The organism is Phenylobacterium sp. (genome assembly GCF_013822795.1).
Taxonomy (GTDB): Bacteria; Pseudomonadota; Alphaproteobacteria; order Caulobacterales; family Caulobacteraceae; genus Phenylobacterium.
Genome location: NZ_PNLB01000003.1, coordinates 205,687 through 224,298 on the forward strand (window position 1 = coordinate 205,687; position 18,612 = coordinate 224,298).

At 64.7% G+C, this 18,612-nt stretch carries 26 protein-coding genes; 13 read left to right on the top strand and 13 right to left on the bottom strand.

The window, feature by feature from the left end; translation table 11 throughout:
* Positions 1 to 11: 11 nt before the first annotated feature.
* A complete protein-coding gene (locus C0481_RS04040) occupies positions 12 to 359 on the top strand; it encodes an AlpA family phage regulatory protein (RefSeq protein ID WP_293400931.1) in 348 nt (115 codons plus the stop codon).
* A gap of 2 nt (positions 360 to 361) precedes the next feature.
* Here the strand turns inward: C0481_RS04040 and C0481_RS04045 are convergent, their stop codons facing one another.
* Positions 362 to 646: a hypothetical protein gene (locus tag C0481_RS04045; RefSeq protein ID WP_293400932.1), complete on the bottom strand. Its 285-nt coding sequence runs from the start codon at positions 644 to 646 to the stop codon at positions 362 to 364.
* 366 nt (positions 647 to 1,012) lie between these two features.
* On the opposite strand from C0481_RS04045, the gene C0481_RS04050 reads away from it, so the two are divergent.
* The 6 genes from C0481_RS04050 to C0481_RS04075 all read left to right on the top strand — a co-directional run bounded on the left by C0481_RS04050 (position 1,013) and on the right by C0481_RS04075 (position 4,299).
* A complete protein-coding gene (locus C0481_RS04050) occupies positions 1,013 to 1,264 on the top strand; it encodes a hypothetical protein (RefSeq protein ID WP_293400933.1) in 252 nt (83 codons plus the stop codon).
* Positions 1,237 to 1,656, top strand: coding sequence for a hypothetical protein (locus C0481_RS04055; RefSeq protein WP_293400934.1), 420 nt, complete (start codon positions 1,237 to 1,239; stop codon positions 1,654 to 1,656). The genes C0481_RS04050 and C0481_RS04055 overlap by 28 nt, the downstream gene beginning before the upstream one ends.
* Positions 1,653 to 1,853, top strand: a complete 201-nt coding sequence (locus C0481_RS04060) for a hypothetical protein (protein WP_293400935.1) — start codon at positions 1,653 to 1,655, stop codon at positions 1,851 to 1,853. The genes C0481_RS04055 and C0481_RS04060 overlap by 4 nt, the downstream gene beginning before the upstream one ends.
* Before the next feature lie 834 nt (positions 1,854 to 2,687).
* Positions 2,688 to 3,296: a hypothetical protein gene (locus C0481_RS04065; RefSeq protein ID WP_293400936.1), complete on the top strand. Its 609-nt coding sequence runs from the start codon at positions 2,688 to 2,690 to the stop codon at positions 3,294 to 3,296.
* Between the two features lie 198 nt (positions 3,297 to 3,494).
* Complete coding sequence (locus C0481_RS04070) at positions 3,495 to 3,830, top strand: hypothetical protein (RefSeq protein WP_293401052.1); 336 nt, start codon at positions 3,495 to 3,497, stop codon at positions 3,828 to 3,830.
* Positions 3,831 to 3,993: 163 nt separating this feature from the next.
* Positions 3,994 to 4,299, top strand: a complete 306-nt coding sequence (locus C0481_RS04075) for a hypothetical protein (protein WP_293400937.1) — start codon at positions 3,994 to 3,996, stop codon at positions 4,297 to 4,299.
* A 258-nt stretch (positions 4,300 to 4,557) separates the two neighbouring features.
* Here C0481_RS04075 and C0481_RS04080 read toward each other — a convergent pair whose 3' ends face one another.
* From C0481_RS04080 to C0481_RS04090, 3 genes are all read right to left on the bottom strand, one after another.
* The gene (locus C0481_RS04080) at positions 4,558 to 4,863 is read right to left on the bottom strand and encodes a hypothetical protein (protein WP_293400938.1); all 306 of its coding nucleotides are present in this window, start codon (positions 4,861 to 4,863) and stop codon (positions 4,558 to 4,560) included.
* Complete coding sequence (locus C0481_RS04085) at positions 4,860 to 5,597, bottom strand: SOS response-associated peptidase family protein (protein ID WP_293400939.1); 738 nt, start codon at positions 5,595 to 5,597, stop codon at positions 4,860 to 4,862. The genes C0481_RS04080 and C0481_RS04085 overlap by 4 nt, the downstream gene beginning before the upstream one ends.
* Positions 5,598 to 5,899: 302 nt before the next feature.
* Complete coding sequence (locus C0481_RS04090) at positions 5,900 to 6,163, bottom strand: hypothetical protein (protein WP_293400940.1); 264 nt, start codon at positions 6,161 to 6,163, stop codon at positions 5,900 to 5,902.
* A gap of 51 nt (positions 6,164 to 6,214) precedes the next feature.
* Between C0481_RS04090 and C0481_RS04095 the strand changes: the two genes are divergently transcribed.
* Positions 6,215 to 6,421 (top strand): hypothetical protein, encoded by a 207-nt coding sequence (locus C0481_RS04095; protein ID WP_293400941.1) that lies wholly within the window; start codon positions 6,215 to 6,217, stop codon positions 6,419 to 6,421.
* A gap of 62 nt (positions 6,422 to 6,483) precedes the next feature.
* The gene (locus C0481_RS04100; protein ID WP_293400942.1) at positions 6,484 to 6,672 is read left to right on the top strand and encodes a DUF3606 domain-containing protein; all 189 of its coding nucleotides are present in this window, start codon (positions 6,484 to 6,486) and stop codon (positions 6,670 to 6,672) included.
* 1,280 nt (positions 6,673 to 7,952) lie between these two features.
* Here C0481_RS04100 and C0481_RS04105 read toward each other — a convergent pair.
* The 4 genes from C0481_RS04105 to C0481_RS04120 form a co-directional block, all read right to left on the bottom strand.
* On the bottom strand, positions 7,953 to 8,969 hold the full coding sequence (locus C0481_RS04105) for a DUF3363 domain-containing protein (protein WP_293400943.1): 1,017 nt from the start codon (positions 8,967 to 8,969) through the stop codon (positions 7,953 to 7,955).
* Between the two features lie 207 nt (positions 8,970 to 9,176).
* Positions 9,177 to 10,502, bottom strand: a complete 1,326-nt coding sequence (locus C0481_RS04110; RefSeq protein WP_293400944.1) for a site-specific integrase — start codon at positions 10,500 to 10,502, stop codon at positions 9,177 to 9,179.
* A 270-nt stretch (positions 10,503 to 10,772) separates the two neighbouring features.
* The gene (locus C0481_RS04115; RefSeq protein ID WP_293400945.1) at positions 10,773 to 11,564 is read right to left on the bottom strand and encodes an OmpA family protein; all 792 of its coding nucleotides are present in this window, start codon (positions 11,562 to 11,564) and stop codon (positions 10,773 to 10,775) included.
* 180 nt (positions 11,565 to 11,744) lie between these two features.
* Positions 11,745 to 12,617: a beta-1,6-N-acetylglucosaminyltransferase gene (locus tag C0481_RS04120; protein WP_293400946.1), complete on the bottom strand. Its 873-nt coding sequence runs from the start codon at positions 12,615 to 12,617 to the stop codon at positions 11,745 to 11,747.
* 213 nt (positions 12,618 to 12,830) lie between these two features.
* Here C0481_RS04120 and C0481_RS04125 point away from each other — a divergent pair, with 213 nt between their 5' ends.
* A complete protein-coding gene (locus C0481_RS04125; protein ID WP_293400947.1) occupies positions 12,831 to 13,151 on the top strand; it encodes a hypothetical protein in 321 nt (106 codons plus the stop codon).
* Here the strand turns inward: C0481_RS04125 and C0481_RS04130 are convergent.
* From C0481_RS04130 to C0481_RS04140, 3 genes are all read right to left on the bottom strand, one after another.
* Positions 13,148 to 13,654, bottom strand: a complete 507-nt coding sequence (locus C0481_RS04130) for a DUF2478 domain-containing protein (protein ID WP_293400949.1) — start codon at positions 13,652 to 13,654, stop codon at positions 13,148 to 13,150. The two genes, C0481_RS04125 and C0481_RS04130, sit on opposite strands and share 4 nt — an antisense overlap.
* Positions 13,655 to 13,665: 11 nt before the next feature.
* Positions 13,666 to 14,715 carry an aldo/keto reductase gene (locus C0481_RS04135; RefSeq protein ID WP_293400950.1) on the bottom strand — a complete coding sequence of 350 codons (1,050 nt, stop codon included), beginning with the start codon at positions 14,713 to 14,715 and terminating at the stop codon, positions 13,666 to 13,668.
* Between the two features lie 70 nt (positions 14,716 to 14,785).
* Positions 14,786 to 15,544 (bottom strand): class I SAM-dependent methyltransferase, encoded by a 759-nt coding sequence (locus C0481_RS04140; RefSeq protein ID WP_293400952.1) that lies wholly within the window; start codon positions 15,542 to 15,544, stop codon positions 14,786 to 14,788.
* 119 nt (positions 15,545 to 15,663) lie between these two features.
* Between C0481_RS04140 and C0481_RS04145 the strand changes: the two genes are divergently transcribed.
* Genes C0481_RS04145 through C0481_RS04155 form a run of 3 tightly spaced genes read left to right on the top strand, consistent with a single transcriptional unit; the run spans position 15,664 to position 17,517 of the window.
* Positions 15,664 to 16,545, top strand: coding sequence for a LysR substrate-binding domain-containing protein (locus C0481_RS04145; RefSeq protein ID WP_293400953.1), 882 nt, complete (start codon positions 15,664 to 15,666; stop codon positions 16,543 to 16,545).
* A gap of 50 nt (positions 16,546 to 16,595) precedes the next feature.
* The gene (locus tag C0481_RS04150) at positions 16,596 to 16,781 is read left to right on the top strand and encodes a hypothetical protein (RefSeq protein WP_293400954.1); all 186 of its coding nucleotides are present in this window, start codon (positions 16,596 to 16,598) and stop codon (positions 16,779 to 16,781) included.
* A gap of 46 nt (positions 16,782 to 16,827) precedes the next feature.
* Positions 16,828 to 17,517 (top strand): thioredoxin domain-containing protein, encoded by a 690-nt coding sequence (locus tag C0481_RS04155; protein WP_293400955.1) that lies wholly within the window; start codon positions 16,828 to 16,830, stop codon positions 17,515 to 17,517.
* Here the strand turns inward: C0481_RS04155 and C0481_RS04160 are convergent.
* Together C0481_RS04160 and C0481_RS04165 are read right to left on the bottom strand one after the other, a co-directional pair.
* Complete coding sequence (locus C0481_RS04160; protein ID WP_293400956.1) at positions 17,505 to 17,936, bottom strand: nuclear transport factor 2 family protein; 432 nt, start codon at positions 17,934 to 17,936, stop codon at positions 17,505 to 17,507. The genes C0481_RS04155 and C0481_RS04160 overlap by 13 nt on opposite strands.
* A gap of 10 nt (positions 17,937 to 17,946) precedes the next feature.
* A complete protein-coding gene (locus C0481_RS04165) occupies positions 17,947 to 18,564 on the bottom strand; it encodes a peptidylprolyl isomerase (protein ID WP_293401053.1) in 618 nt (205 codons plus the stop codon).
* Positions 18,565 to 18,612 lie beyond the last annotated feature (48 nt).

Sequence of the window (18,612 nt, forward strand, 5' to 3'; positions counted from 1 at the left end):
GAGAACCAGCCATGTCCAGCGATCCACTCCGACTGACGCCCCCGGGGCGCCTGCTGGCTTGGCCGGCGGTGCGCCAGATGGTCGGCATCAGCCGCACCACAGCCTGGCGGCTTCAGAACACCGGAGCGTTCCCTCTGCCGGTCGTGATCTCAGCCGGGCGCGTAGGATGGCGCGAAGAAGACATCGCCGCCTGGACCGCGTCCTTGGCGTCCCATGCCCTGCGCCGGCGGAAGATGACGTCGCCCACCGACGGTCCTGAACCGCCTGCCTCACCCCTCCCGCCCGCTCGCCCTCGCGCCCAGTCGGCGGCAGGCAAAGCTGATCGTCGCGGCGTGCAGCAACTGGGTTTCGACTTCTGAGCCTAGCGGCCGTTTCCGCCCTCCGCGACGCCGGCCCGGCGCATCAGGTCGCCGACCGACGCAGATCCCAGTCGGCAATCGGCCACGACGCGGTCGAAGCTTCGCCGGCCGGCGATGCAGGTCAGGGTCTTGCCGCGAACGACACGCTCCAGAGCCTGTTTCGCCTCCCGCCCGCCAGGTGCGCTCAGTTCAGGCGCATAGAAATCGGCCAGACGCACTTCGACCCACTGATCGGGCCTTGCAGCCAGGCCGACGCAGAGGCTGTCGCCGTCGCCCACATAGGTCACGGGCCCTCGAAACGTCGAGCCGGGGGAGAGATGCGCCGGCGCCGGTCCGCGGTCGGGGATCGCCTTGCAAGGATCTGCGAGCGCCACGGCCGGCGTAAGCAAGAACGCGACGCCCATCCCCCCCAACAATGCGCCGCCCCTCGTCATGGGGCGAGCATACCGGTCTTGTTGACGCGTGAAACGCGGGCGCTGGCGGATTTCGGTGGATGATCATTCTGTTCACGCCTTCGACGTGCGCATCGCGACGCTAGGTCGATTGACTTATATGTTCTATTTTTGTTCTCGTCGCGCCATGCTCTCCGCAAAGCCTTCCGCCGCCTCTTCATCCCCGCGCATCCCCTCAGCGCACATGCAGGAAATGCTGCTGTGAAAGGTGCGAGAACGATCGCCAAGCTTCGCCGCATCCGCCTTTCCCCAATGGACGGCGGCGACACGCTTCACTTCCAGATCATGGGACGTGACCGTCCCGAGTATCTCTCCGTGCCTGAGGTTCCTCCGTTCGAGGGCGAAGAGGCGTGGTTCGAACTGGAGCGCATCCGCGGGCCAGTGTGGATGACCTGGAAAGTGCTCCGTCAGACGACCGAACCGCAATGGGCTCGCGCAACCTCGACCGCATAACGATCGCCGAGCGCCGCCGAGGCGCTGAGACCATCTCCGACATGTGGAAGGGCCGCTGGAAGGTGCGGGCCTACTGCGAGAGCTGCACGACGGAGCTGCGTGTGGATCTGGAGGCGATGGTCAGGCTTCTGGGACCAGGCTTCGTGCTCTGGAACAGGACGACCCGCTGCCGGGCGATCCTCTCCGTGGGCGAGTGCAGCGGCCGGGTGTTCTTCAAAGGCAAGCCGCCCGGCGCGAGCGGGTTCGACTATCTCGGCACGCCGCCCAGGATGCTGCGGCCCAAGGCCGGGCCAATGTCGTCCGGCCGCGGCGCCTACCTGAACCCCGAGGATATCGAGCCGACCGCCATGACCGCCGCCAGAGGCCCCTCCCCGCCGGAGCCTGTGAAATGAGCAAGTACGAGACGCTGATTTCGGAGATGCGCTACCAGGACCGGCTCAAGATCGCCTGCGCGTGCGGCCACAAGGCCGACTTCAGCCAGGCCGAGGCCATCGCCCTATTTGGCCCTGACGCGACCCCGTTCGACATCCGCCGGCGCCTGCGGTGCAGCCGGTGCCATGAGATCGGCAAGGTCGAGGTGATGATTTAGCTCATAGCTCTGATATATCCGAGACGGGCGGACACCGGACGTTGATTAAATCCTGATCTTGTTCGCCATCGCATCGGCCTGAGTTTCAAGGGTTTGATAGTCTTCGATGTATCGGCCCGCAAAGCCGTTCACGCCACGTGACTTGTATTGCTGCACAAGCGCCTCTTCGCTTGCCCTCCGGCCTCGCCCCACAAGGATGTAGCATCAGGAAATTGCCCCAAGGCGATGCCCTCGGACCTTCCAAACCAGTGCTTCTCTTCGAAGGTAGATAAAGTACGCGATCGAACTTTGCCGATCGCGCATTCTTGCCAAAGCAATCGCCTCTCTTCCGTCGTCGCTAATTACTGGAAATGACACTTCAACGACCGCGCCGTGCATGGCGAGACCTTCATTCGACCTCGCAAGGTCCTGAACCTCCGAACAAGTTGTCGAAGTTGACTGGAACCCCTGCTTGGTGCGCGCAATCATCGCAACGGAAGGGCTGCTCCCGACCCAGCCGTCGGACATCGCTGCATGTGTAGTAACTACTGGCGCTGAAACCAAAGTGGCATCTGGGAAGGCGCGCATCCCTTCGCGAGCCGCCGCGACCGCAGCCTGACAATCCGCGCTTGCAGCCTCAACCCGCGCGAATTGCGAGGAACAAATCACGAACGCAGCTAGAATCGACAACACGCGCATGCGCCAGTCCGCCCCTAGAAACATTTCCAATACCGCTACCATACAGCGAACGCGGGGCCACAACCTTCAACCTAAAGTGAGCAAGACTCCGCTTGACGTCACACCTTTACAGAGAAAGCATAAATTTTTCTCGCAATGGATGTATGCGGAGGCGATATGACCGAACCAACCACTGTCGATGGCGTCACGGTTGTCGGCACCCCACCGACATATAACTGGAACTCGTTTCCCACTCAGGCGCCAAATCCCGATCCCTCAAGCCTTCCATGGGTCATTCAATGGGTTGCTAGAAGCAACCATTCAGTTGATTTCGCATACAATGCTGTAGATACGTCAGCTGTGACTTTTGATGCCAACGTTTCCACCGTATATCAGTTCCTAATGAAGATGCCGGCCCAAGCTAGATATATAAATCTTTCGCTAGGAAACGACGCTAGCACCGTTAACGTCGACGTCGTAGATGTTCCTGGATCTACGAACAATCAAACTCCGCTAGATTTAGGAATGTCGGAAAATCGTTGGTTGTTCAAATTTGTTAGCTCCACAATATCTGGTGAAGCTGCGGAAACTATATTTTCTAATGGCAAATACATTGTTCATATTGATGCGCAAAAGATAATGACGGATACACCGCGATTTGGAGCGGTAATGGATGATACTGAGTTGGGTTACATATTGGCTCACGAGATGGGTCATGCCAACAAGACAAGCCTCGCCCTGGCAACACACTTCAATTCAGACGGAACTTGGAGTCAGTACGAATAAGATACTATTGAACAGTTTGCAAATGAGCTCGGCAGGGAGCTCGCCAATTACTACGGGATTTCCTACCCAACTAACACCCAAATTCAAACGAAATATCCGAATGGATTACTTCCTTTCGGATTCGATCTTGATCAGATTATTCCGACGACCGCGCATCGGGGTGGTGATGACGGAGAGGCGGTATCAGGACCGCTGGTCATTTCCGGATCACTTGAAAACGACGCAATACTAGGAGGCTCGGGAGATGACATCCTGATGGGCAGAGACGGCGATGATACGCTGTCCGGCGGCGAAGGTTACGACGCCCTTATTGGTGGAAGCGGCGCGGATTTGTTCAAAATTTCGGCCGGCTTAGGCGTTGATCGCATCTACGATTTCAACGCTGAAGAAGGTGATCGCCTTAGCGTTGAAGGCCAGACTTACAATATTGGCCAAGTCGGGGCGGACGTCGTTCTTACGTTTGATACCGGCTCCCGATTGATTGTGATGGGAGCTCATTTGAATGAACTCCCTAGTGGGTGGATCACAGGTTAGGAAATCGAAACGAGGTTCAGGCGCGGCCCGTAGTCCCTCGCGAGGAGATTGCGTGTTGGTTGAGCTGGAACGACCGCCGCCGCCGTCACGCAATCGATTCCGACTGGACGATCCTCGCAGGCACTGATCGCGAATCGTCCAGTGTCGCGGCTATCACCGCCCCATGAAGCAGCACACCGGCGACGAAATCCGCGCGATCATGACGGAGATGCCGGCCGAGGCTATCGCGAGCCTGCAGGCGGCGCACGCCGAGCATCAGATCACCGAACATGAGGCCCGCTGGTGGGGGTATCTGAAGTTTGCCTACACCGGAGCCTACGAGGGGACCTCGTACACGATCGAGGTGATGGGAAACGGCGGCGAGTTTACCCAGAACTTCCTCCCCTACGTGCTGGAAGCGCGCGAGGGCGACAAGCGCCATGGGCTAGTCCGAAAGCCCTGGCCGGAAAGCGGATTCGACCGGGCCTGAACAGTCAAGGCCGCCGCCTTTGCCGCCCCTGCTAAGACAACGCCCCTCTGCCGATCGTTGGGCAATCGTAAGCAGGAACATCAGCCCCAACATCGCCAGGACGACTATGGATACGGTGATCGGCTTCACGCTCTAGACCGGCTCCAGCCCGGGATCGAAGCGCTGCCGACCATCCGTCAGCAGCGCGACAGTCTGCAACCTCACTTCTGCTTCCTCGGCCCAAGGTCGAGGTGACGATCGCCACCTCACCGGTTCGGCTCAATTCAAGCGAAGGAGCCGCAGCAGCCAGCTCACCACGCCCGAAATAAGGGAAGCAAAGGCAAACGCGAGCCAGATGTACATGACAGCTTTCAGGCCACTGACGACCATCTGAAGACTGTCGTCGACATAGAACCTCGACGCCCACGCTCCCGCGACTAGGTGCACATGGCCGGTCGCGGCGATTGGCTCAGTCGGCGAGATAAGTCGGATGCCCTCAAATGCCACGAGCGCGACCACGCCCGCGAAAAACACGACGGCGTTGACCCACCAGATCAAGGTTCGCCCCTCTTTGGTGACGCTCACGCAACTGGCTCCATCCCGACTTCGTCCTTCTTCACGGCCCGCGCCACGATCTGCAGCGAGCCGTCAGGCAACGGCCGCTGAAGCGCCTTGGCCTCCGACCAGGGCGCCCGCATCCAGACGTCGCGCTCTTCCTCGGTCGTGAGGATGACCGGCATGGCCTTCGGGTGGATCGCGCCGACCTCCGCATTCGGCTCGGTCGTCAGGAACGCGAACAGGTCGATCGTCTCCAGGCCGGTCTTGATCTTGCGCACGCTCTCCCAGCCTCGAACCTCGATGCCGGCGAAGAACGACAGCGGTCGGTCCTCGCCGTGGGCGAACCAAACGTCGCCGCCGGCTTCCCGGTTGAACTCGCTGAAGCTGGTGAAGGGCACGAGGCAGCGGTTCGGCGGCTCAAGCCAGCGTGTCCAGTGTCTGCTCGACGTGTTGCGGACGTTGGTCGTCCCGCCGTCCGGCTCCATCTTCAGCAGCTCGTTGAAGTCGAACTCCTTGCCCTTGGCGCGGAGCTTGTCGGCGCGGGCCGTGGCGTTCTTGTAGATCGCCTGGCTGGAACTCGGCATGCCCCAACGGACCATCGCCAGTTCCTGGCCGCCCTCGGCCGCGTGGCGGATGATCGGCGCGGCGTAGTCAGGGAAGATTCCCGGCAGCGGGGGCAGGTTGCCCGTCCGGTCGTTCATGTGGCGGACCAGGGCGTTGATCGCCGCTTGGCCCTTGGTCTGGCTGTAGAGGTTACACATTACGACTGCCCCTAAGCGATCGCCACACAGCGCCGGCTATAGACGCGCTCCAGATCGCGCCAACGACAAAGAGCGTGCCGACGCCGGCAATAGCCAGAAGGAAGGCAGAACTGGCCCCCTCCCAGTTTGCAGCAAGACCGAAGGCGGCGATGATTGCGCCAAAGGTGCAGACAACCGCGCTCCACGACGCCCCGACCAGAGCCGCGCGCGACGCCGACCGCCTGAGCTCTGCGGACTTCAACAATGGTGTGCCCCCACGCGGCCCGCAATAAGGCGAAGGTGATGGCGCCGAAGCTCAGCCGTCAATTGGCCCGCTTCGCCGCCCGCTCTGCCTTCGGCGTCAAAATGTAGTCAAAGAACTCCTCGCCGGCCGGGTCATTGGCGTCACCCTTCCTCCGCTCAAGGCGCATGTAATCGGCCCTGCACATGCCTTCGGCCCAGCGCACGAGCGCGGCCTGGTCGGCGAACTTCTGCCGTCGACGCGCCGTGACGATGTGGATCTTCCCGCCGGCCTGGCTGATCAGGCGGAGACGTTCGCGATCTTCGGGTTCGAGGCACGTCGCCATGGAACCTCCCGGGCCTTCAGGAGTCGAGTCGATCAGGAGGCTCCCGGTTCCATGACCAAGCCCAGCGACTTTCACTACATTGGCCGGGAGGACGGCGAGCCGATCGACGAGGCTCGGCACTTCTACCACTGCCAGTCCTGCGGCCAGGCCGTCGACAAGCGCGATCTCGGCCAGGTCTTCCACCATGAGGAGCGCGGACACCTGCCCCTCACCGGCCTTGATCCGCCACCGGCCGGCGCTGGGCTGCCCAGGCATTGAGGGAACGCCCTAGCGCGACAAGCGCTTCTAAGCTGCTGGGAGCTAGCCCCCGGGAGATCGCCATGCGACCCGACGAGCCGAAGACATTCGACCCGCACGATCCCATCGACCTCGCTAACCCTACGAAGGTCAGGGAGATCACCGAAAAGCTGGACTGCTCGGAGGCGGAGTTGGCCGATGCGGTCGACCAGGTCGGACCACATCCCGTCGCCGTGGCGCTCAAGCTCGGTCGGCCAGAGGTGGTGATCTAAGGCGCCCGGAGCCTCAAAAGTTCTTGGATAGTGCACCGGGTCAGGAAGGTCTGGCCGCGCAAACGCGCCTTCCATAAGCTGAATCATTGGGCAGACCACCGGGGCGCGCACTACCGCAGAATTGCGGTATGGAGCGCCAATGGGCGGCCTCGAACTTGGGACCTGGGGGCTCAATGAATCGATACCATTTGGTCTGCCTGATCCTGCTCGCGGCCTGCAGCCCCGGTCAGACGCAAGAGGCCAATGGTAGGCAGGCGTCAGCTTTTCGGACCAACTTCGAAGCCTCGATGCTTGCGGCCTGTAAGCGCAATCTCACCGACATCGGCGTCCCCCAAGGCGAAGTCGAGTTCGCCTGCCGTTGCATAACGAAGGACGCCTTGGCTAACGCGCCAACAGATGCGGATCTCAACACGCGTGGCGAGGCGCTCGGGAATGCGGCCGTGCAGAAATGCGCATCGCTAGCCGATGAGCGGTTTCCGCGACCGTAGGCCGCCTGAAACGCAAAAAGACCCGCCCCTCGGCAGAGAGACGGGCCAGTTCAGGCGCCTAGCTCCAGGTGATGTAGACCAGCCCTGCCGGCAGGCCGAGCCGGGCCGCGGTGGCCTCGCTATGACGCACGGGCCGGAACCATCCAGGTATCGAAACGCTCCCCACGCCGAGGGACGCCCGCAAGGGCAACCGGAGGCGTGCAATAAGTGGTCAGTTCAATCGAAATTCTCGCCAATTGGGCGATGATGGTGGTCGCGTTTGGTGCGGCCGGGGCCGCGATACGCCAGCGGCAAAACTGGCGCCTGGGCCGCAAGGAGTAAGGAAATTCTTGCTGCCGGGAGCTAATCCACCCGGTGGCGCTCCACGATCGCCAGCGCTTGGCGCTGAGCGTCGATATCTGTCCAGGTGCGCACCAGATCGCGCAATCGTTCAAGCTCCGCAGCATTCGCGTGACTGAGCCACTCGTCTACTACGTCGCAGATGCTGATCCTCGGTGGCGGCCTTCCTCCTTGCCTTGCCATACAGCTCCTTCTGCAGAGAACTGACCCGCTCCGGGGGTGGGGGAGCGGGCCGCTCACGTCGGATCGCACGCTCCCCCGAGATGCGTCCGAGGTGTCGCGAGCGCCAGGAACTGAGCGGCATTCGGGGCGCCTGTCAAATGTACGCAATTTCCACAATATGGATATTTTTCAGGTACATATAGGTCTCAGTCGCCGCGCAAATGAAACAGCCCGCTCCCTTCGCTGGAGCGGGCCACTCAGGCGATTAACGCCTATGCCGTGAGCTATCGACTAGCGCCCAAGCCCATGCTCGACGCTGCTCGCCAACGGCCGCACCGATCCGAGCGAGAGAGCCACGTGGCGCCCAACCTCTAGCGGTTGCTGCCCGAGCTTTAGGGCGGCGTAGTACTCCACGCCCTGCTCCCGAACGATGGCGTAGGACGCCCCGCCCAACTCATCGTGGAAACCGCTCTTAACGACCTCGCCCCGCAGTAGACCGCTAAACTTGGCCTTCACGTCCAGGCCGGTCTCAAGCCGGCGCTGGTTCATCGTCCGGATGACGTCCATCCGCAGTTGGGCGGTGCGAAGCTCCATCTCGAGCCCATCGGCCAACCGATAGCGTCCCCCCACCTTCCGCGCCAATCCGAGAAGTTCCAGATGGCGAAGTCGCCCGCGGGTCAGCGCCGACCAGGAACCAGAGCGTCCGACGCCGTCGCTCACTGTGCCGTCTGCAAGTCGCTCGTCGAGCAGGCGCCGGTCCAGGCGGGTGAACCGGTTAGCCTGCGTCTCGCGCCATAGGCGCTGCTCGGCGTCGGCGCGTGCGAGATTTCCCAACTGTTCCTGGGCGACTTCCTGAGCGCGCGCCCGGACGCCATAGGAGATGTACTGGCGCGAAATTACGAGGTCGCTGGCGTCGGCCCTGCGACCTCGCAACAGCACGTGTGCGTGCGGCTGGTCGGTGTCGAAGTGGCAGGTCGCGATCCAATCAAGGTCCGGCTCCCCCAAGTCGCTCGCCACCCTTGCCATGACCTGGCGAACATAGCCGCGAAGATCGGGGATGCGATCCCCGAGCTCTGGCGAGACGATCAGCCGGAAGTGATGGCGATCGTCTTTCCAAGCGCGCGTGACGGCAAGATCCAGGCCCTCAGTTGAGCGGTCGAAAAAGGTCGCGCGTACGCCGTCACGACCTGCCCCCTGACGGCCAAGATAAGCCACATGCCGAGCAAGAGCCTCCCCTCGGGATGCGCCCATTGCGTGGCGCGAAACGAGCGCTTTGACGATGACCCGTTGGCTGAGATCCAGCCTCACGCGTGGAGCCCCGCTCCCAGACCCTAACGCCCGATCGCCCCGCGCAAAGCGCCTTGAAGCCGCAAGGCGCCTCAGAAGGCCACCACGTGCGCCTTCGCGCGCGCTCTTCAAGGCCTCAGGGAGCCGCAGCTCCGGCTTCTCCCGTCCCGGTTCTCCAACAGGAATGGGCTCCATGCGCGCCACGATCCGCTCACGAACAAGCATTCTCTACCCCGCGATCACCAGCCGCAGATGGCCTCGCGCTCCGGGAATGGCTGGTTCCTCTGGTATCGAGTGGAGTTCCAACAGATGCCGGGCCCATGCATTGAGCGCCTCGCGCTTCTCAGTCAGATACTCATTGCGATCGTAGACTGCGGTGATAGCCGCTCCGTCATTGGGCGTATGGCCAAGCAGCAGCCCAACGATGAACCGGCGCACGCGGTATCGCTCCCCGGTCAATACGGTCGCGCCAGTTCGGCGGAAGTCGTGCGGCGACCCCGGCGGCAGCTCAAAGCGCGAGCAAATGCGGTTGATCTTCCTCGTCAGAGCGTGCGGATCTAGGTGAGCCCCGTCCTTGGTCGCAGATGGGAAGATGAACTCGCTTGCCGAGCTTCGCCGGGCCTCATGCAACACCTCGATGGCCTCCGGCGACAAGGGCACTGTGTGGAACTGGTTGTTCTTCGTGCGGCTAGGCGGGATGTGCCAGGCTCTCGCAGCCAGATCGATTTCGCTCCACCGTGCGCCAGCGGCCTCGGTTCTCCTCGCCAGAGTAAGGATCATGAAGCGAAGCGCCCTGGCCATCTGAGGCTCGAGGCGCGCGTAAGGGTCGAAGCGGCCATCTCTGGCGTTCGACGCGTCGTGGAGCTGGCGCAGGATCACGCTAAGCGCGTGATCGCTGAACAGCCTTGAACGCGATTGGGGGGCCAGCGGCCGGGTGAGACCCAACGTCGGATTGGCCTCAATCATGTCTTCGTGCAGCGCATAGGTAAAAATAGCCCTCAGAACATCTCCTATACTCGCAATGCTTGCCGCACTTAACTTCCCTTCGAGGACTATGCTTTGCATGAAAGCGCGTACGTCAGCGCGGCGAAACTCCTTGAAACGCCGCGGACCAATCTGCTCGGAGAGATGCCGTCTCCAGAGGACTTGCTGGCGCGCGAGCGTCGCTGGCCGCAGCGGACGCCTGCGTCCGCCATGCAGGCCGACAGCTGCGGCCGCCCAATACCGCGCCGCCAGATCTTCAAGCGTTTCACCCAGCCGCTTCTCGGCTTTGGCCGCCGCGCGCTCGGCGGCAGGATCGCGCCCGTCCAGAACCCTAACCCTTGCAGCGCCTGACTTCATGCGCGCATCGAGCAGGCTTATAGCTGGATGATCACCAAGCTGAACGCGGCGCCTGGAGCCGTTCTCGGCCACATATCTGAAGACGAAGGTTTTGACGCCATTTGGATGCACCAGCACCGAGAGGCCCCTCGCCCTTCCGATGGCGCGCTCGTATCGCTTGGACTGCGCAGTCAGCGCGTAGAGCTCTCTTTCAGTGTTGATCGCGACACCCATGAGTGACCCTCTCGCAAGTCCATTTTCCCTCGATTTTTGGGGGCAAATGGGGGGCAAGTAGAACGAAACTCATCTTATCACGACGAAAACGGCAGAACACCCCACCACTGTTTTTGTTGGGTATTTTAACCGTCTGAAACGCCACGAATACAGTATTTAGAGCTTCACACCGAGGGGGTCACAGGTTCAATCCCTGTCGCATCCACCATTCTTTTCCCTTGATCCGTAAGGCATCGAGCAACCGCTGACTGGCGGCGATCGCTCCTGGCCCTATTTGGCGACCGCGGCCTGCGAAGACTTGCTGACCGCGATCGTCACGGTGACGCGCCGCGCCTCGGCGGCGTTCTTGGGCTCGTCGGGATCTTGCGCGACGGGCGCCGAGCCGAGGGCTGCGTTGGGGATGAAATTGGCCGGCGAGATCGCCGCTGATTGCTGCAGGTACTCAGTGACCGCGGCGGCGCGGGCTTCGCTCAGCCTTTGGTTCGCCGCAGCGTTTCCCGAACGGTCGGCCCGCCCGACCACGGCGATCCGATAGGCGCCCTTGATGCCCTTGGCCTGCTCGGCGATGGCTTGCAGGTCCTGCTTGCCCTTTTCCGAAATCGTGGCGCTGCCGACCGGGAAGAAGACCTTGGTCCGGCCGGCCGGGACCAGCAGCCCGACATTGTCGATCCGCTCGGAGTTGGCGGCGACGGCGGCGTCGGTGCTCACTAGGCCAGCGGAGATCTGCTGGGCGGTCTTCAGGTCGCTGGTCTTGAAGGTGACCTCGGACGCGGTGACGGCGTCGCCGTTCGGGGCGGTGACGACCTCGACGGGCAGCCCGCGGATCAGGGTGCTGGTCGGATAGTCGCTTCCGCGGACCCCCAGCACGCCGGTGACGCCGCGGACCTTGGTCTCGCCAGTGAGCTTCACGGGCGTGTCGCCGGCGTCGCTGCGCACGACCATGGTGGCGCCGTCGTTTGAGATGATCAGTCCCTTGAGCGGTGTGGGTTCTTGAGCCAGCGCCAGGCCAGGCGCGGCCCACAGAGTCGCGCCCATCAATCCGAGCGCCGCCAGTTTCTTCATTGATGCCATCTGAGGTCCTCGTTGCCGACCGCAGGGACAGGCGTCGCGAGCCTTGCGGAGTAAATCGAACCCCCAGATGAAAGCTCATGAACAGCGCAGGCAGTATCGGGCGAAACCCTCGATCTAGACCGGATTGATCTGGTCCCTCGAACACGGCCCTTTCGGCGGATGAACGACGGGTCAGCTGTAAGGCGGAAGACGCAGGAAGAAATCGTCGTGCGCGAGTGAGACTTTGCGGGCGAACCACGCCCCGCTGAGCGCGATAGCCTGCTGGTCGCTGCGCCCCAGCAGGCGCGGACTGTCGCCGCCGTTGGTCCAATCGATGTAGCGCCGGTAGTCAGCCACCCGATCGGGAAACTTGGTGGCGATAATCGTCGGGATGACGTGCTCTTCGCAGATGTAGGTCCCGACGAGGCGGCTCGATCCGTTCAGCTTGCGCAGTTCCACCGCGACCACCTGCAACGCCTCCTTGGGCAACGACCACCAAGTCTCCCCTTTGAACCACTGCCCCCAGGGCCGCGACCGGTCGCCGAGACGCCGGCGCCGGGCGTCCAGCCAGTGCGATAGGCGCTCGATGTACGGCTTCAGCCGGAAAGCCAGGGGTTCGCGCTCGGGGTCGGGCCGCAGCCAGCGGGCGTCGATGCGGAAGCCCTGCATCCGATCCTCTTCGCGCCCGCACTCCGCGTCGATGTAGCAGAGCGGCGGCTGGGCGGATTGAAGATCTCGCAAGATCTCCTGCCGCGATGCGACCGGCCAGTCCGCGCCGCTGACCAAATGCGCATAGTCAAAGTCGAAGTCTATCGCCCGATTGATGAGCAGCCCGATCGCCGATTGCAGACTCCGGTGGCCCCATCGCACCTTGACCGGGTTCTTGATGACGTGCACGCGCTCCGCATCTGCCGGAGGATGGTCGCGCAGACTTCGCCACAGCTTCGAGCGGCGGTCCGCGTGAATGATGACCTTGTCCGAACTGCCCTCCGGAGCAAGCCGTTCAACTAATGCGTCGAGCTGCTCTCGACCTTCGTGTACGAGCACCAGGTAGATCATCCGCATCCGGACACCCTTGACGCCTGCCGACAGTAGAGACTGACGCAGCACGCCAAGCTGCTCAAACGAATTCTGTGGAGTTCCCTGGCTGCGCGAATGCTCTCGGACCAACTGCACGCGAGCCCCTCGCCTTGCCGACCACTACGGCCGGTGGCATCGGGCGGACTTCGGCCACCCTGAGGCCGTGGCGTCAATGTTCTTGTTTTGTTTTCATGCGCCATGCCCCTCCCGCGCCCGCCAGATCGTAAGCTTCCCCTGCCCGCGGCCCGGCTTGAGCATGTCCGCCACTTTCCTGGCTGCGTCGTGCTGCTGTCGTGCACAGGCTGCGGCTGGCGACGGCGCTATGACCCGCTGCGGATCGCGCACCGGCTCTACACCCTGGGCGACGGCGGACTACAGACGCCGGTCGCCGACGTCGCCGCGCGGGTCAAGGCGGCCTGCGTGCGGTGCGGCGCGCGGCGCTGGGACGCCTGCCTAGCCTACCCGCCGGGGGTGGACGAGCGCGAGGCCATGCGGCTGCGCCGGCGTCTTCGCGACTAGGCCGCCTGCCTCCGCAAGCCGCGCCACCACGCCTCCATCGCCGCCAACTGCGGCGGCAGCATGACGAACAGCGGCGCGGCGAAGGCGGTCCACACCGGGTCGAACTTGGGCGCCACCGACGTCAGGATCGGGACCTCGCCCGCCAGCCCGGCGGCGAAGGCGTCGCTGAGGCCGGTGCGCTCGGCCTCCAGCCGCCCGAACTTGCTCAGCACCACCAGATCGCATCCGGCCTCAATGTCGCCGCACACAGCCGCGCAGGCGGTCACGATGCTGTCGGCGTCGACGCTGCAGGCGCTTGAGCCGCGGCCCAGCGCCTGAAACACCTCGAACCGCCGCCCATCGGCCAGGCTGCGAAGCTGCGCATGGCCAGGGGCCGGCTCCTCCTCGATCACGCCCGCGACCCGGACCTGCGGGCCGAGCCGCGCGACGAATTCGGCGAACAGGGCCTGGATCTGCGCCGTCGTCGCGCCGCGGACGACCGCGATCGGTGCGGAATGATCCACAGCCAGACGCCTCAAGTCGTCGGCGTGAAGGGCGCTGGCACGCGCGCGCCGCCCTGGCGGGCGAACATCCAGCCCGGGTATTCGGCCGGAAGCTCGCTCACCGCGTCGAGGCGCAGGATCTCCTCAGGCGTCAGTTCGAGATCGACGGCGGCCAGGTTGTCGTCGAGCTGTTCGACGGTCTTTGCGCCGATGATCACGCTCATCACGTGCGGCTTTGCGAGCAGCCAGGCCAGAGCCACGCGGGCCACGGTGGCGCCGTGCGCCTGCGCCACCTCGCGCATGACCTCCACGCAAGCCCAAGCCCGGTCGAGATTGACGGGCGGGAAGTCGAAATTGGTGCGCCGGGCGTTTTCCGGATTGTTCGAACCCGGCCCGAACTTGCCCGACAGCAGGCCGCCGGCCAGCGGCGACCAGACCATCAGGCCCAGCTGCTCGGAGGTCAACATCGGGACCAGGTCGCGCTCCAGATCGCGGCCGGCGATGGTGTAGTAGGCCTGAAGCGTCTCGAAGCGCGCATAGCCCTTGGCCTCCGACAGGCCGAGCGCCTTGGCGATCTTCCAGGCCGCCCAGTTGGAGACGCCGACGTAGCGGACCAGACCCTGGCTCACCAGGTCGTCGAGCGCGCGCAGCGTCTCGTCGATCGGGGTGACGGTGTCGTTGCCGTGGATCTGGTAGAGGTCGATGTGGTCGGTCTGCAGGCGGTCCAGACTGGCCTTGACCGAGTCCATGATGTGCCCGCGCGAGGCGCCGCGGTCGTTGGGCCCTGGCCCCATCTGGCCGAACACCTTGGTCGCCAGCACGACGTCGCTGCGCTTGACCCCGAGGTTCTTCAGCGACTGGCCGAGCCGCTGCTCAGAAGCCCCGAACGAATAGACGTCGGCGGTATCGAAGAAGTTCACCCCGGCGGCCAGCGCCTTGCCCATGATGGCGTCGACGTCGGCCTGGGGCAGCGAGCCGATGGCCTTCCAGATCCCGGCCTCCTCATTGCCGCCGAAGGTCATGGTCCCCAGGCAGATCTCGGATACGTAGAGGCCCGTCCGGCCAAGCTGCTTGAACTTCATGCGATGGCTCCTGGCGTTGTCACCCCAGCCTACATATCGGTTCATGACAGGCGCAAGACGGGCCCCGGCCCTATGGGCGCGAGATGATCAGTCGACGTGAGCCGTCATAGGCGGGCATGTCCCGCCAGCGGCCATAGCGGGCGTCCCAGGCGCCCGAGGCCAGGTCGGCCGAAAGGGCGGCGACGAACCGCGGCTCGACCTCGGGCGCGACAAAGCCCCAGGAGGACTGGGCGCGGCGCACGGCCGGGTCCAGCAGCCGCTCGGGCCGCGCATAGAAGGCCTCAGTGATGCCGTCCACGCAGTCGATGGCGATGGGAACCGTCTCGACGCTCAGTTGGCCGCCCAGGCCCCGCGCGATCGCCTCGATGGGCGGATAGCGCTGTTGTTCGGCGGCCAGGAGCTCGGGCGCGTAGTCGTTCAGCCACCATTGCGAGAGGACCGATCCGTCGAAGGCCGCAACCACCACCGGCCCGCGCGCCACCCGCCGCAGCTCCGCCAGCCCCTTCGCCAGGTCGCGCCACTGATGCACCGTGGCCACCGCCATCGCCGCGTCGACGCTGTCGTCATCGAGCGGCAGGCCCTCGGCGAAGCCCTCGATCGCGAGGCCCGCGCCCGGCCGCCGCTGGGCCCGCATCACCGCCGACGGCTCCACCGCCAGGACGTAGCAATTCTCGGGTTCGTAAGACCCGGTCCCCGCCCCGACATTGAGCACCGTCCGCACCGGCCCCAGCGCCTGGCGGATGCGCGCGGCCAGCACCGGATCGGGCTGGCGCTGAGCGCCGTAGCCAGCGCCCGTACGCTCGTAATCGACATCTCCACCGACAGCCATCCGTCACTTTTCCTCATGCTCGCTTCGACAAACGGACATCTATTCCGCGATATGTGCTCGGAAAATCGAGTTCGGGTGGTGCTATATGTGAGCCAAATTCAATATCTAGGCCCGCCATCATGCGCCCACGCCTGCCGCCGCTCGCCGCTCTACGCGCCTTTGAGGCCGTCGCCCGCCTGGGATCGGTCGGCCGCGCCGCCGAAGAGCTGGGGCGCACCCACGGTGCGGTCAGCAAGCAGCTGCAGGCGCTGCGCCTAGACGCCGGCGTTCCCCTGTTCGACAAGGTCGGGACCGGCCTGCAACCCAACGCCGCCGGCAAGCGGCTGGCCGCCGCGGTGGGCCTGGCGTTCGACGATCTGGGCCAGGCCTATGCCGAGGCGGTGCGCGAGGCGCGCGCGCCAGAGCTGCGCATCGCCTGCAGCGCCAGCTTTGCCATGGGCTGGCTGGTTCCGCATTTGCCGCGCTTCTCCGAACACCATCCGCAGGTGCGGCTGCAGCTCTCGATGACCTCCGCCAAGGAGATGCGCGAAGAGCGCGACGCCGATCTGGTGATCCTCTGGGACCGCAGCGCCTATCCGCCCGAGGACCAGGCCCGCGCCATCCGCCTGGCCGACGCGCAGTTCGGACCGGTCGCGGCCCCAGACTATCCGGTTGAGCGCCTGGACGGCGTGCTGCGCGCCGGACGCCGCATCGGCCACGATCACACCACCGGGGCCTGGGCGCAGTGGAGCCGGCTGTCGGGCCTGTCCGTCGAGGCCCCGGCCCAGGTCAACTTTCCGCACACCCATCTCTGCCTGCAGGCCGCGGTCGCGGGCATGGGGGTGGCGGTGGCCGAGCGGCGACTGGCGAGCGCCGATCTCGCCGCTGGCCGGCTGACCGCGGTGGCGGACTTCGCGAGCTTCCCTGACGGCTTTGCGGCCATACCGCACCGAACCCGGCCGTTGTCGCCGCAGGCGCGGCTGTTCCTAGACTGGCTGGCGGCCGAGCTCGCCGGCAGCTAGCGCCTGGCGTTCACCATCCCAAGAACCACAAGGGATGCGGCGACGTTTAAATGGACATGACAATCGAGCGTGAGGCCCGTCAGCTGCCGGTCCGCCCGCCGCCTCGCGAGATCGGGGCGGTGCTGCTGGGCGACCTGCGCGCCACCGGACGGGCCTATCGCGCGCGGCTATGGCGCGAGGACGTGCGCGCGATCGAAACCCGGGACATCCGTCATCTGGTGGACCGAATAGTCTAGCCGACTGGAGCTAGACTACCCCCATGGCCACGCCTAACCCCGCTGCATGAAGCGGCTTTTCGATTCCCTCGCCGACTGGGCGGACGCCCATCCCAAGCGGGTGCTGGCGATCGCCGTTGCGGTCGGGCTGGCGATCACCTTCGTCCTGCAGAACAGGCCGCCGCCGGCGCTGCCGCTGGAGCTGACGCCAGTGGTCGCCGGGGTCTTGGGCGACGCGGGCACACCGCGCGTGGGGCCAGCCGACGCCGACGTGGTGGTGGTGCTGTTCACCGACTACCGCTGCCCGATCTGCCGGCGGACCGATCCGGCGCTGGAGCGGCTGCTGGCGCGCGATCCGAAGGTCCGAGTGCACTTCAAGGACTGGGCGATCCTGGGCGAGCAATCAACCATCGCGGCGCGCGCGGCGCTGGCCGCCGACCGACAGGGCAAGTACCTCGCCATGCACCGGGCGCTGATGGCCGACAACGCGCCATTGACCCCGGCCGAGGTTCGCCGGATCGCCGCCCAGGCAGGGCTCGATCCGGACCGGCTGGCGGCCGATTTAGTTCGACATGACAAAGAGATAGATCGCCAACTTGCGGCGCACGCCAACCAGGCGTTTGCGCTGGGCCTGAAGGGCACGCCGGCCTATCTGGTCGGCCCCCATCTCATCCAGGGCGGTCTGGACGACGCAGCCCTGGATGCGGCGGTCGCCCGGGCGCGTAAGGCCGGGCCGCCGAAGCCTCAGCCCGAGTGATCGGAGACGATCCGCCAGCCGTCGGCGGTCTTGTGGAACACCAGGCTGAACAGGCCAGTGGCCTTCTCGCCATTCGGCATGTCGAGATTGAACCTGCCGATCACGGCGGCGTAGTCGGCGCCCAGCGGATCGAAGTCGACGACCTCGGTCGAGAGCTTGGGCATGGCCTTGGGATCGGCGAAACGCGGGGCGTACATGGCCCGGATCGCGTCATAGCCCTGGATGACCTTTCCACCGCTAACATAGTTGATTTGCGGCGCTTTTTCGTAGCTGGCCATGAAGGTGTCGAGCTCGCCGCGGCTCCAGCCGGCGCTGGCGTCGGCCAGCACCTTGGCGACGTCGGCGCGGTCGTCGGCGAGGGCCGGACCGGCTGCGAGAGCTATCGTCAGGGCGATGGCGGAAAGTGCGCTGAACTTCACAATCGGGCTCCTATTTGCGCCGTATCGTCAGGATTTCGACGGGACGTTCCAGAATCTGTCCTTTTACGAACACCACCGGCGGCGGCGCGTCGGACGGCTGGGACTGGATCTTGCGGACCACGTCCATGCCCTGGGTCACCCGGCCGAAGGCGGCGTAGCCCTGGCCGTCGGGATTGCGGGCGCCGCCGAAGTCGAGGCTGGTGTTATCGCCGACCGTGATGAAGAACTCGGAGGTCGCGGTGCCGGGACCATCCCGCGCCATCGAGATGACGCCGTCGGTGTGGGTAAGGCCGGTCTTGGCGGTGGTCTCGTGGGCGATCGGCGGCAGCATCTGGCCGCGATGGGCGTCGGTGTCGATGCCGCCCTGGATCACCTGGATCGGGGCCTTGGGGTTCGGATCGGTCCCGGCGCGGACGACCCGGTAGAAGGTCGCGCCGTCGAAGCGGCCCTCGTCCACATAGCGCAGGAAGTTGGCGACGGTGACGGGCGCCTTGTCCGGATAGAGCTCCAGCTCCACGACGCCGAGGTCGGTGGTCATCACCACCGGAACAGCCGTCGCGGCGAGCGCATGGCCCGCCATCGCCAGGGTCAGAGCCGCGCCGAGCATGGCGCGTCGAACGAGTGTCACGGCCAAGGCGGGCCCTCCCCTAGTCAGGTCGATGGCCGGCGGGTCGCC